This is a genomic window from Bacillus sp. FSL K6-6540 (genome assembly GCF_038007545.1).
The window spans coordinates 7,057,224-7,069,523 of the sequence record NZ_JBBOXH010000001.1; the positions used below are offsets into that span (position 1 = coordinate 7,057,224).

Below are 12,300 nucleotides of genomic sequence, written 5' to 3' on the forward strand. Positions count from 1 at the left end.
TCGCCTTGCCTATCTTTTTACTCCAATCCACTAATGAAGGCCTCGAAGTTCGCGGCAAGACGGGTGATCTTGTAATCGCTGGCCTTGTCCACATGAATAACCTCCGGCTCCCCATCGTTCCCCGATGAACGGTAATCCAGCATCACGACCTCGGACGGGGACGGACAATCGCAGATCACCACGCCAATCTCAGGATACCCGCCGTTCTCGATCATAAAGCGGCTGCCCAGGCTTCCGCACAGGGATTTTTTCTTGTCTCGTCCGATTCCCAGAACACCTGATATTTCAATAAAATCCTGTGCTCCATCCTCTATAGGGAATTTCCGGTTTCGGGGAATACCCCCGTTATGTATTTTCATGGCTTGAATATAAGATGCCGGCAGCTTGAAGACCAGCGTTTCCTCCACGGATTCGATCAGCTCGTCCGTAGGCGGAGCCGAGACGTATTTGTCAGCTTTCGGGGCGTCGTCATCCCAGAAATTCAGTACGTCAGGATCCGTATAAGACACGGCGGCACTGGACTTCTCTGCTGGCTTCGGAGCCGTTTTGTTCCGGATCCATTCCAGAAACTCCAGCGTATCCTCATCTCCAGGTTCTAAATGATCGGCCACTTCAAACGCTCTCCGAGCATCTTCGTAACGGTCCAAATAGTAATACGCGAGCCCAATGCGGTAATGCCACAGCGGATCGTCCTTGCCCTCTTCCTGAATGGACAGAAATTGCTCAACCGCCTCTTCGTAACGTTCGAGATTGTTCAGCGCCCGGCCCAAATGGCTGATCAGCGCATAATCCCGCTCTTCCTCCGGGATCTCCGTAATCGCATCTACGATTTCTTCAAACTCGTCCTCTTCATGCCACTCTTCCAGCTGCTCCAAAAGCTCCTCACTCATCGTTCATGCCTCCCACTCTATTCATCCTTTCTGAAATTATACCATTCCAGCATAGCCCTCTCCAGCATGGAAGCCAGAGAACGGATCAAGTATATGACAACAAGCAAGCACACTTGCGGTTTATTACGCTCAATGCGAATACAGAGGACACCTTATCGGTGTCCTCTGTATTCGTCGTTATCTTTATTGGGATTGACCCAACATGTTCATCAGAACGATTACGGCCTCTGCTCTTGTGGTTTGAGCGCTTGGATTAAATTCGCCTGCGCCTACTCCCTTAACAATGCCAAGTTCCTTCAGCGCTTTAACAGAGCTTTTCGCCCAAGCAGGAATAGCCTTGTCATCTGTAAAAGAGGTGGTGGGGATTTCCTTGGTGGATAGCTCGAGTGCATTTGCAATCATTGCTGCCATCTCAGCGCGCGTCATTTTCGCATTTGGACGGAAAGATCCATCCTGATAGCCATGAATAATGCCCGCCTGCACAGCCTGCGAAACTGCCTTCTTGGCCCACTCCCCAATCCATGCTGTATCCGTGAATATCAACTCCGCTTCAGCATCGGTTGACTTCAGTGCATTCATCAGCATGACGGAAAATTCAGCGCGCGTCACGGTATTGCCCGGCTTAAACGTTTCATCGGGATATCCCGTTACGATACCCTCACGTATCGCTTCCTTAATGCTGACTTCGGCCCAATGTCCGGAAATATCGGTAAAGGAAATTTCCGTTGTCGGGTCTGTTGTTTTGTCGACTACGGGCATTCCGTTGGCTTTATTTACTACGAGTGCTGCATACTTCGAAAAGTGATTGACCTCTACGGATATATCATTCTCCTGTTTCATGCCGCCCTCGACTTTCACCCATGCCTTTTTCACTTCATCAAAATAAAAGACGGCCGCCGTTTGATCGCTCTTTAAGTTTGCAGCGTCGTAAGCTAGAGTCAGTTTCACCGGTTTGCTAAAGTTCCCTGAGACGTTTGTTAGAACATCAAACACCGGGCTTGCCAAAACCTCGTTGTTCTTTAAGAGAGCTTCGGTATTTCGAATTTTCTGAATTGATAATTTCAGCTCCTGAGATGTGGCGCCCGCCGGAATGGAAATGATGATTTCTTTCCCCAGGCTAACCAACCCAGCTCTTCCTGTTGGCAGCGTGATTTTTCCATCGGATGATGTAACTGTATTGTCTATGAGAGCCGGTGGCGTAGACGAACCGCTGTCAGTGGATGAACCTCCCCCATTAGAAGGACCACCACCGGTAGAGGAACTATTCTCACGGGTCACAGTGATCGTATAGGTTCTCGTCGATTGATCGCTTGCCGTTACAACAATCACAATCGTATTGGATCCTACGTTCAGCAGTATATTGGAACTTGTTTGCCCGCTTATTACTAAATTACCGTTAACCGTCATCGTGGCACGACTATCGAGTGCAGTCGCGGTTACGGTCAGCGAGGAAACGGAATTAGGCACGCTTGACGTGTACACTTCTGTTCCAGAAGCAAAGACAGGGCTTAGTGTCCCGTTCGATAACGTCACACTGCTTAAATCCGCAGATGCCGGCACCGTGAACACTGAGTACGAATTGGATTCCGTCAAGCCTGCTCCCGCATTACCTGCGTAATCGGTCACCCCCGAGTTATCAAGCGTGATGGTATTCGTCGCCGAGTCTACATTGGAATTCGGCGTGAGCGTTGCTGTCCATGTCATGTTGTCAGTTGAACTAACGCTGCTTAACGCACCGTTTGCCACCGTCAGGTCCCCATTGGCGAAGCCACTAACCGCTTCCGAGAATGTAATGGTCACCAATGAAGTTTCCCCAATAGATAACGCCGTGTCCGCAACTACAATGGTAGCGGTCGGCCGCTGTGTATCGATCGCGTAATTGTTCGAATCGGAGGTACCCTTACCCGCTTTACCTGCTGCATTCTGTACGCCCGTATTGTCGAGCGTAATGATATTGGTTGCATCTGTGATGCCAGGGACTGGCGTCAACGTCGCCGCCCATGTGATCCCGCCATCGGACGTACTCAAACCGCTTAATGTGCCATTCGCTACCGTCAGGTCTGCTAGCGTAAAGCCTGTTACCGCTTCCGAGAACGTGATCGTTACCAATGAAGTTTCACCAATCGATAGCGTCGTATCGGCAACCACGATCGTGGCTGTCAGCTGTGTCGTATCAATCGCATAATTGTTGGAACTGGTGATACCAGTACCCGCATTGCCCGCCAAATCGGCCACACCCGTATTATCAAGCGTGATGATGTTGGTTGCATCTATGATGCCAGAAGTTGGCGTCAACGTCGCCGTCCATGTGATCCCACCATCGGACGAGCTCACGGCACTCAGCGTACCGTTTGCCACCGTCAGATCTGCATTCGTGAAGCCTATTACCGCTTCCGAGAATGTAATGGTCACCGTTGAAGTTTCGCCGATGGATAACGCCGTGTCGGCAACTACAATAGTAGCGGTTGGTCTCAGTGTATCGATTGCGTAATTGTTGGAACTGGTGATACCAGTACCCGCATTGCCCGCCAAATCGGCCACGCCCGTGTTATCCAGCGTAATGACATTGGTTGCATCTGTGATGCCGGTGTCTGGCGTTAACGTCACCGTATACGTGATATTGTCGGACGTGCTCAAACCGCTTAATGTGCCATTCGCTACTGTCAGGTCTGCTAGCGTAAAGCCTGTTACTGCTTCCGAGAACGTGATCGTTACCAATGAAGTTTCACCAATCGATAGCGTCGTATCGGCAACCACAATCGTGGCTGTCAGCTGTGTCGTATCAATCGCATAATTGTTGGAACTGGTGATACCAGTACCCGCATTGCCCGCCAAATCGGCCACACCCGTATTATCAAGCGTGATGATGTTGGTTGCATCTATGATGCCAGAAGTTGGCGTCAACGTCGCCGTCCATGTGATCCCACCATCGGACGAGCTCAAACCGCTTAATGTGCCATTCGCTACCGTCAGATCTGCATTGGTGAAGCCTATTACCGCTTCCGAGAATGTAATGGTCACCGTTGAAGTTTCGCCGATGGATAACGCCGTGTCGGTAACTACAATAGTAGCTATTGGCCTCCGTGTATCGATTGCGTAATTGTTAGAATCCGTGGTACCCGCTCCCGCATTACCTGCCGCATTCTGTACGCCCGTGTTATCCAGCGTAATGACATTGGTTGCATCTGTGATGCCAGTAGTTGGTGTTAACGTTGCCGTCCATGTGACCCCACCATCGGACGAGCTCAAACCGCTTAATGTGCCATTCGCTACTGTCAGGTCTGCTAGCGTAAAGCCTGTTACCGCTTCCGAGAACGTGATCGTTACCAATGAAGTTTCACCAATCGATAGCGTCGTATCGGCAACCACGATCGTGGCCGTCGGAGACGATGCATAGACTACACCGGTCGGCTTAAGAAACAACAGCCCAGCTACAATAGATACGATTAGAGATAACAGCCCTATTTTCTTGACAATATGCATATGTGCCTCCCCTAATGAGTGGTGTCAAATTCCTTAACCTATCCAATTATGTACGTACCGTCGGAATTATCGCAGTTTACGCCATATTCCATATGATGTGAATTACTTTTATCGACAAATTCCAACCGCCTTCTATTGTATATCGTCCATTTCTTTCAAAATAGTGACTGCTGTCATGAAAATCGTCATTTTACATCCCCATATCATAAAAATGATAGCTCCTATCGTGTTAACCAAATACTCCGGCGCTTAGAAAAAACCAAAACACTGACATAAAGGCGTCAGTCATCACCACTCATAATAGCCATAAAACCAATCTTAAACGTCTTAGGAGGTAAATAAATGATGAACAGAAACCAAACATTGCGGGGATTTGCGACCATCAGTTACTGGGCAGATGATATGGAAGCGGCAAAGGCTTGGTATTCCGATCTGCTGGGTATGGGGCCATACTTCGAAAGGTCAGGTCCCGACGGGAAACTGGCTTACGCCGAATTTCGGATTGGAGACTACCAGCACGAGCTGGGTCTCATCGATCGCCGTTTTGCCCCTGAACAGCCAATGTCCGGCCCCGGCGGAGCGATCATGTACTGGCATGTCGATGATATAGAGGCCACCCTCGGCCGATTGAAATCCATGGGAGCCAAAGAATATGAACCGCTCACCCACCGTGGGGAAGGGTTCATCACGGCATCCGTCACCGATCCATTCGGCAACATACTTGGCATCATGTACAATGCTCATTACCTAGAGATACTGAATTCCGGAATGCAGGGGTAACCAAAAACATGCTTCTTCACTCTTCGATCCAGCAAAAAAGGAGCAGCCTAAGCTGCTCCTAATCATAACGGCATCCGCATGAACTTACACAACATAATCCGCCATAATATGCTCAATATCGAACGGGGTCACCCCATGTTCCACCGAGAAGATCGTTTCCGCCTGTTCCGCATGGTCTACGGACTCTCCTCTTGCCTTGGCATGCAGCATGAACAGATCGTACAGATCGGGCTTCCGCAGGGCTGTCATGGCTTTGCCCATCAAGACCATCCCCTTCTGATTCCCCTCTACATTGTTGTAGTAGTGTGGATGTCTGGTTAGGGACAGATCGGTCCAGATGACCGTACGCTCCACCAAATCCAGGATAACGGGAATAGCGATCTGCGTATCGGCGGCGACATCGATTTTATTAGCCACCGTCGAGGGCTCGAATATTTCACCGGAACCGGGTTTCTTCCGCATCATCCAGCCCACGAAGCACTCCGGCAGGTTGCAGTACGGTTGATTTGTATACGAATGAAGAGTCGCCACAATATATCGTCCGCCGTATTGGACGATGGTTGGAATATGCAGATCAATGAATTCGCATGCTCCTTGAGGAGCTGACACGATATCCCCGCTGTGCACGGCCCTGTAATGGGAGGACCGCAGATTCGTATAAGAAATATGCTCGACGTACTGCCAGTCGTGATCATACATGACGGCGGACAGGTCAATATCCACGCGGCCAGTAGGCTCCCCGTTCACGCGTCCTTCCTTCCACCAGCTGAAGAAACGGATGGTATCCCCTTCCGCCATCGGCACGCGGCTTCCCCGAACCAACGTATGCAGGGCTTTGCTTGCCGATCTATGCGAGAACGGCACATGATAATCCTTCAATCGCTTATCGACATAGGCCTTCCCCAAGGGCGGCAGCGAGGCGAACCGCTGGACCAGCACCTGCTCGCATACCTGCACGATGTCTCGGCATGCCGCTTCATCGATCTCCGGAAGCGTGTGGGGTACGGCAAAGGCTTTAGCCACATTTCCTTTCGGGAAAAAGACGCGCAGCTCTTGAGGTTCACGGCGACGGGCAAAATGATTATTCACTTGCAGCAAGACCGGCGTCGATACTTGATTCGCCACCTCGCCAAACGCCAGAACGACATACTCCGTATGTTCGGTGGATCGCAGCAACTGATCCAATCTGCGGGCAAATTCGCCTGGACGCTGCATCAATAAATCGATCAAATTCCAGACCTGGTTGTACTGAAATGCAAGCTCGACACTACCGTTATAGGTGGTAAAGGGCTTATGATTCCGCAAAATATCAAAGGCTTCCTCGCAGCGTTTATACCGGTGCTTATATTCGGAAGGATGGAGGATTTCGCCCAAACGAATCCAGCGGTCCTTAAATCTGAGCATATCCTCCGTTATCGGATGGCAGCGTTCCAGCAATCCCAGAAGCAGCCGTCTTTCGCGCCGCTTAAATTTGCGAAACCGGGTGGCTTCCGCCAGACTGACATCTCCGCCTGACCATGCCACCGCCAGTCGAAGGACATCGGTTGCGGTTTTGAAATAACGCCCGATCCGCTCGACATTCCCCTTGTCGTGCTTCATTAACGCAGCTGCCACGAATCCCGCATTCTCCTTGAACGGAATATCGGGAGGGAGGATGACATCCAGTTCCTCGAGATCGACAATCTCAATAACGGCCTCAATATCCTCTTTATCCGTTGGGGAGATGGAACCTTTAGCTTGGATCAGCTGACGTATCATGACATAGAAATCCGCCTTGCTTCCCAGATCAATGGTTTTCAGTTGGACTTCGTCCTGCAGCGGAGGTCTCTCCTCATGCTCATATGCAGGCAGATCCCAAGTCAGATAATGATAGATGGCATTCAGATAGAGCTCTGCATCCTCTTCCTCCATCACCTGCATCGGGAACGCGGGATACATCGGCTCATATTTAACATGTGCGCCTACCATCACCCTTAGATCGTCAATCAGCGGTTGATAAAGCGCTTCGAACTGCTCTTTGGATAAGGCTCGCACGGCGTGCAGCAATGGATACGAGAACGTATACCCAAGGTGCTCGATATTCTTCACGGCCGTCGCCAGATAAGCTTTCGGGAGAAGATCCGATTCATTCTCTGCATCAACCATCAATTTGTTCGCTCTTCGTAAATAAATCGAGTTCATCATATAAAGAGTCCAGGAAAGCCATACCCCTAATGTCATTGAAAGAATAATAGAAGGAAGGAACTATGATAGCCTGGACGCCTCCTCTCTTGAATCAAACTCCCTCAGGAAAGCTGCGACCCTAGGTTCGCCAATTGAAATAGAAGGAAGGATCGCAATAGCCTGAAGGCCAAAGGTTCAAAGTCCATGACCTCAAATCTTTGATGAACCCATCATCCCATACCTTGCAGCCGGCAAACAGGGCGAAAGTATTACGACTTTGGAAAATGAGGAATGATTTCACTCTTATAGATGATAAAAAAAAGCGAAACGCCTGGACTTATCTTTTTTGCTAAAATAAACTTAAAATGGAAGCCGTGCGATTTTAGAATTCCGATTATGATTGGAAAGCGAGGTGCAGCCATTGACGACCCTTATTGTGATCATCGTCATTTTCTCACTGATCACGCCGTCCTTCTTCATCGCGAAATTCACCAAGGAATTACGGGCGTACAACAACCGAAACGTGCAGCGCAAGACGATTCTCGCGAGCGGTACGCCCGCTCAAGCACAGATCAACTCGATCCGGCAAACGAATGTGCAGGTTAACGATCAACCTGAAGTGTTGCTCGACCTAAGCGTCACGAAACCGGATGGCGGGACGATCCATACCGTCGTAAGGACCGTTATCCCGATCATAAGCATCCCAACGTTCCAACAAGGCAATATCATCGAAGTAAGGCATATGACCATAGATAATGAGTTGAAATTCGAGGTCGTAGGCGCCTATATACCTTGACCATGAATTCTCGATTACAGCTCTCCCTCAAGAAAACGGATGAGGTACGATTCAGGCTGCCCAAGGAACTCGGAAAAGCTGCATAGATCGGCGTACGTCTGATGCTCCACATCGTAACAACCAATCAGGCCCTTTTTCTTCGGATTCCATACGAGCTGCAGATCGGAGTAATTGTCAATGTCGGCTGACAAGCGCAAAAGCTTCTGGCGCCCGACTTTCATCTCGATTGTATCGGTCAATGTGAAGAAGTCGATATACCCGATTTCGTATTCGTTGTGCGCGAGCTCTAGACGCAGTTGGTCTCCTGTCAGAAAGCTGACGAGTTCCTCGGTCAATTTATACTTTTTCAGCGCATACTTCTTGTTCTCTAAGCTATGAAACTCGGCCGGCTCCAGCGATTTCAAGTAGTCGGCCAGGTCGGTATCCTTATTGCCGACCGCAATCGTATACGGCCGCTCGCCGTCCTTTTCCGCCAACGTTACGTCAGCGCCGCGCTCAATCAGATGCTTGACCATGCGCTGATTCCCCATCCGCGTGGCCACGGTTAGCGGAGTCGCTTGATAAGGATAGACCATATCGGGCTGATTATAATTGATGTCCGCCCCATGATCGAGTAGATAATCGAGTGTCTTATAATCATGGTCCGACACGGCTTGGCGCAGCACCGCGCTGCCATGCAGCTTGAGATCCAATCCCAGCTCATGAATGAGCGGGATGTTTTTTTTGTTGCCGTAATAGGCCTGTGCATATGCGCCTGACCCGGTTTGATTGAGTTTATCCAGCTCGGCGCCCTGCGCTGCGATATAACGAACGATATCTTCCTTGCCGTACCGCACCGCTCGCAAAAAAGCCGGATTATGATGGACATTCAGGTTAACGCCGTGCTCGACCAGCAGCTTCACAACATCCATGCGCTGTGAGATCAACGCCAGATCGAGCGGGCTTACCGTCGTGTATTTGCTTAGTACGATGCCATCCTCTATATCCCAGCCTGCGGTTATTGCCTCCTGCAAAGCCGGAATGTTCCCTTTGTAGATGTGCATCGCAATCTCCGGCAGTTCCTCGAATTTACCGATATCTTTCAGAACGATCATCGATATTCCTCCCTGCGTAAATCCTGTGTATGTATGCTTCTTCCTTATTTCAATAATTGGAACGAATTTTCCTTTCACATGATGTGTAAGGCAGGAATGCCTCCGGCAGGCGTTGAATATGGCATAAACGATCAAATCAAAGGAGTTGTTCAAGGCAATGAGTGCATATGATATGCAGATCGGCAAACTAATCAGTGGAACTATGAAGCGTACGAGCAGCTGATCGAGCTCGGCGAAACGGCTGTCCCTTACATCGGGGAGCATTTGAATGACAAGCTTAAGGAAGATACGCGGCTGATCTTGGAGACGGCAGTTCGAGATTTGGGACAGCTCTAGCCCTGTCGCTTGATACGCTCCTATCACACGAACAGCTCCGCTCCTTAGGCGCCTACAAAGGATATGGCGGGGCTTTTCCTGCTGCGATGTTATCGGGATGAACGTCTGCAGGCTCATGTCCATTCATGCGGAGATACATATATTCCACTTCTTCCAGCGGCATTTGCAGCGTTCGGCTGATTTCATAGAGGTCGATGTCCTGCGCCAGAAGCTCCCGTGCCTGATGGATTTTTCCATGCAGCCAACCGTGTTCGAGCATCCATTCTTTCACCCGGTCCAGCAGCTGTTTTTGGGTCTCCGCATCTGCGTGCTTTTTATATTTAGCAACGGACTCCGACAGATAGTCGTAGAGATAACTCCCCAGTGCCTCGCGCTGCTCGTGTTTGGACATTCGTTGGTACTGCTCATAACTTAAACTGATATCCAAGTCGAGGGTATGATCCCTGCTATCAAAACGTCTGGATGTTTTTCGGCCATAACTTTCCGGCAAAACGTGAAATACAACAAAGATATCGAACGGAAACTTCCAGGCGGCAGCCAGTTCCCCTAACGGCAGCAGCTCGTCCCTTAATTGACCTACGCACGTTCCGTGTGCATCCAGCGAAAAAGCCAGCTTCATCCCATGTCCCCCCTTATCTTAAACGCAGTTCCCCACTTGATGAGTACCGATATGGATCTAAGTGTTATGATACCCTTTCGCACCCTTTCGACAGGAGCCATGCCTCTATAACGGCAAATGCCTGCCCTGCATCCTGTTCATAGAAGACGGCTACCTCTTGCTGATAAGCATAATTGAATCGTACATATCCGCCCAGTTCCCGATAGAACAAGCTGCATGTATATTCGTTTTCCACGCACAGATCCGGCGGAAAGGACGCTTGACACATACCGGCCAGCTCGAGCAACGAAGGCTGATCCTCCCCTGGCGGCAAACGCAAAAAGAGATGGCTCCGCGTACCCGTCCACGGTTCGTAATAGACGACTCCCTCTTGGCTGCTTCCATACACCTGACGGTATATTTCATCCAGCACCGCGGCGTACAGGCCTTCATCGTTCCGCTCCCGTGACTGCAGCAAGATTGCTTGTATATGCTCCGCATGCCGAGGCAGCCAGAGCAACTGAGCCGTCTGGGGATGCACCGCCAGAAAATCACCGTCCACCGTTGTGCCTATAGCGATACACTCTGCAATCTGCGGCTCCGTAATGGGACTGTCATCGTCATGCTCCCATAACCCGTACTCGGCAAAAGGCTGCAGCACCTCCCTATCCGGCTGCTGGACATTCATCCACCCGCGGTAAGTCCCTTCGCCGAATCGCTGCATAAACCGGACGTAGCCCGGCGGATAAACCCCTCTTCCTCTCTTCCAAGCACTTGACTCTGGCCATCCGACAGCGGCCTCGGTCCCGATACGATGTACATGATCACTCCTCCTGTTTTCTTCTATTATTCCACAATTTTCAAGCCATGACGAGAACCCCATCCGACTTCTTCCGTTCGTTCTCCCTGCTTTTATGACACGTGTCATACGGATCTCTTTACAGGTGTGAATGTTGCGCCAGGGAGATCGTACCTACAATAAAAAGACAAGAGAACCTAGAAGAAAGAAGGAATGGAAGAATGGAACAACGAACGGGCAGAATTCGCCTGCTGGATATTTTGCGGGGCTTCGCGATCCTGGGAACGCTCGGGACGAATATTTGGATCTTCGCACATGCGGGGGATCTACGCTACATTACCACCTTTGATCACTCCGGCTGGTGGGGAGCGGACGATCTTCTCCGGATGATCGTCTTGTTTCTGGTAAACGGGAAGCTGCTCGGACTGCTGACGATCATGTTCGGGGTCGGTCTGGAAATGAAGTACCGGCAGGCCAAGCGCAAAGGAAAGCCGTGGCCTGGTGTTTATTTATGGGCCGTTCTGTTTTTAATCCTCGAAGGCCTGCTGCATTTTATATTAGTCATGGAGTATGACATCTTGATGAGTTACGGGATTACCGCCATCATTGCAGCCTTTATCGTAAAGGGCGGCGACCGGCTCATCGCCCGCACGATGAACATAATCGGCAGCGTCTTCGCTATTGCGATTCTGGCCCTCGCAGGACTGATGCTGGCGAGCGGCGCAAACGTATCGCTGGGCAGTTTTGGCGATATCGTTGCTCTTTATCAAGAAGGAACTTGGATGGAGCAAGTCCAATATCGGCTGGCCAACTTCCTTCCGCTGCGAATGGAAGCCATCCTCGTGATTCCGACCAATGTGTTTCTGTTCCTGCTAGGGGTTCGCTTTATGCGCTCAGGCGTATTCGCCCCAGATGACAACGGCAAAAGGCTGCGAAAAAGGCTATTCAAGCTGGGTATATATGTCGGCGTGCCACTCAACCTGCTCATATTCGTTCCCGGCGGCGCTTTCGATCTACCGGTGCGCTATTTATTCGCTCCACTTATGTCTATGGGGTATATAGCAATCATTGCGAGAATGATACAATATACGAAATGGGAATGGCTATGGTGCCGTCTGGAGAACGTCGGAAAAATGTCACTGAGCTGCTATGTGCTCCAGAACATCATCGCATCCGCCATCTTTTACGGCTGGGGGTTAGGGCTTGCCGGCAAGCTGAATTCAGCGGCCATTATCGCCATCTGGCTGGTTATCTCCGCATTTCTGCTGGGCATGGCGTCACTATGGCTCCGCCGCTTTAAGCTGGGGCCCATGGAGACCGCCCGCAAACAGGCGATAGGTTTCTTCGAATCAAGATAGCCG

The 12,300-nt window shown here is 50.4% G+C and carries 10 protein-coding genes; 3 read left to right on the top strand and 7 right to left on the bottom strand.

The genetic code is table 11. The features are described from left to right. Positions 1–17: 17 nt before the first annotated feature. On the bottom strand, positions 18–890 hold the full coding sequence (locus MHH82_RS31820; protein WP_015738028.1) for an SMI1/KNR4 family protein: 873 nt from the start codon (positions 888–890) through the stop codon (positions 18–20). Between the two features lie 183 nt (positions 891–1,073). After that, on the bottom strand, positions 1,074–4,373 hold the full coding sequence (locus MHH82_RS31825; protein ID WP_340969545.1) for an Ig-like domain-containing protein: 3,300 nt from the start codon (positions 4,371–4,373) through the stop codon (positions 1,074–1,076). Positions 4,374–4,718: 345 nt separating this feature from the next. Here MHH82_RS31825 and MHH82_RS31830 point away from each other — a divergent pair, with 345 nt between their 5' ends. Then, entirely contained in the window at positions 4,719–5,153 is a 435-nt protein-coding gene (locus MHH82_RS31830; protein WP_036659610.1) for a VOC family protein, read from the top strand. Positions 5,154–5,237: 84 nt separating this feature from the next. Here MHH82_RS31830 and MHH82_RS31835 read toward each other — a convergent pair whose 3' ends face one another. Next, positions 5,238–7,337, bottom strand: a complete 2,100-nt coding sequence (locus MHH82_RS31835; protein ID WP_340969548.1) for a cytoplasmic protein — start codon at positions 7,335–7,337, stop codon at positions 5,238–5,240. A gap of 391 nt (positions 7,338–7,728) precedes the next feature. Between MHH82_RS31835 and MHH82_RS31840 the strand changes: the two genes are divergently transcribed. Further along, positions 7,729–8,112: a hypothetical protein gene (locus tag MHH82_RS31840; protein WP_235201596.1), complete on the top strand. Its 384-nt coding sequence runs from the start codon at positions 7,729–7,731 to the stop codon at positions 8,110–8,112. Positions 8,113–8,126: 14 nt separating this feature from the next. Here the strand turns inward: MHH82_RS31840 and MHH82_RS31845 are convergent, their stop codons facing one another. From MHH82_RS31845 to MHH82_RS31860, 4 genes are all read right to left on the bottom strand, one after another. Beyond that, positions 8,127–9,206, bottom strand: a complete 1,080-nt coding sequence (locus MHH82_RS31845) for an ankyrin repeat domain-containing protein (protein WP_340969553.1) — start codon at positions 9,204–9,206, stop codon at positions 8,127–8,129. 388 nt (positions 9,207–9,594) lie between these two features. Continuing rightward, positions 9,595–10,161, bottom strand: coding sequence for a hypothetical protein (locus MHH82_RS31850; protein WP_340969556.1), 567 nt, complete (start codon positions 10,159–10,161; stop codon positions 9,595–9,597). 64 nt (positions 10,162–10,225) lie between these two features. Continuing rightward, positions 10,226–10,828: a hypothetical protein gene (locus tag MHH82_RS31855; protein WP_340969559.1), complete on the bottom strand. Its 603-nt coding sequence runs from the start codon at positions 10,826–10,828 to the stop codon at positions 10,226–10,228. Continuing rightward, a complete protein-coding gene (locus MHH82_RS31860; RefSeq protein ID WP_340969561.1) occupies positions 10,825–10,962 on the bottom strand; it encodes a hypothetical protein in 138 nt (45 codons plus the stop codon). The genes MHH82_RS31855 and MHH82_RS31860 overlap by 4 nt, the downstream gene beginning before the upstream one ends. Positions 10,963–11,160: 198 nt before the next feature. Here MHH82_RS31860 and MHH82_RS31865 point away from each other — a divergent pair, with 198 nt between their 5' ends. Then, positions 11,161–12,297: a DUF418 domain-containing protein gene (locus MHH82_RS31865; RefSeq protein ID WP_340969564.1), complete on the top strand. Its 1,137-nt coding sequence runs from the start codon at positions 11,161–11,163 to the stop codon at positions 12,295–12,297. Positions 12,298–12,300: the final 3 nt, after the last annotated feature.

Excerpts from the sequence above, each read along its gene's own strand:
- MHH82_RS31865 (WP_340969564.1), top strand. The coding sequence starts at position 11,161 with ATGGAACAACGAACGGGCAGAATTCGCCTGCTGGATATTTTGCGGGGC.
- MHH82_RS31820 (WP_015738028.1), bottom strand. The coding sequence starts at position 890 with ATGAGTGAGGAGCTTTTGGAGCAGCTGGAAGAGTGGCATGAAGAGGAC.
- MHH82_RS31855 (WP_340969559.1), bottom strand. The coding sequence starts at position 10,828 with ATGAATGTCCAGCAGCCGGATAGGGAGGTGCTGCAGCCTTTTGCCGAG.
- MHH82_RS31850 (WP_340969556.1), bottom strand. The coding sequence starts at position 10,161 with ATGAAGCTGGCTTTTTCGCTGGATGCACACGGAACGTGCGTAGGTCAA.
- MHH82_RS31845 (WP_340969553.1), bottom strand. The coding sequence starts at position 9,206 with ATGATCGTTCTGAAAGATATCGGTAAATTCGAGGAACTGCCGGAGATT.
- MHH82_RS31860 (WP_340969561.1), bottom strand. The coding sequence starts at position 10,962 with ATGTACATCGTATCGGGACCGAGGCCGCTGTCGGATGGCCAGAGTCAA.
- MHH82_RS31825 (WP_340969545.1), bottom strand. The coding sequence starts at position 4,373 with ATGCATATTGTCAAGAAAATAGGGCTGTTATCTCTAATCGTATCTATT.
- MHH82_RS31830 (WP_036659610.1), top strand. The coding sequence starts at position 4,719 with ATGAACAGAAACCAAACATTGCGGGGATTTGCGACCATCAGTTACTGG.
- MHH82_RS31835 (WP_340969548.1), bottom strand. The coding sequence starts at position 7,337 with ATGATGAACTCGATTTATTTACGAAGAGCGAACAAATTGATGGTTGAT.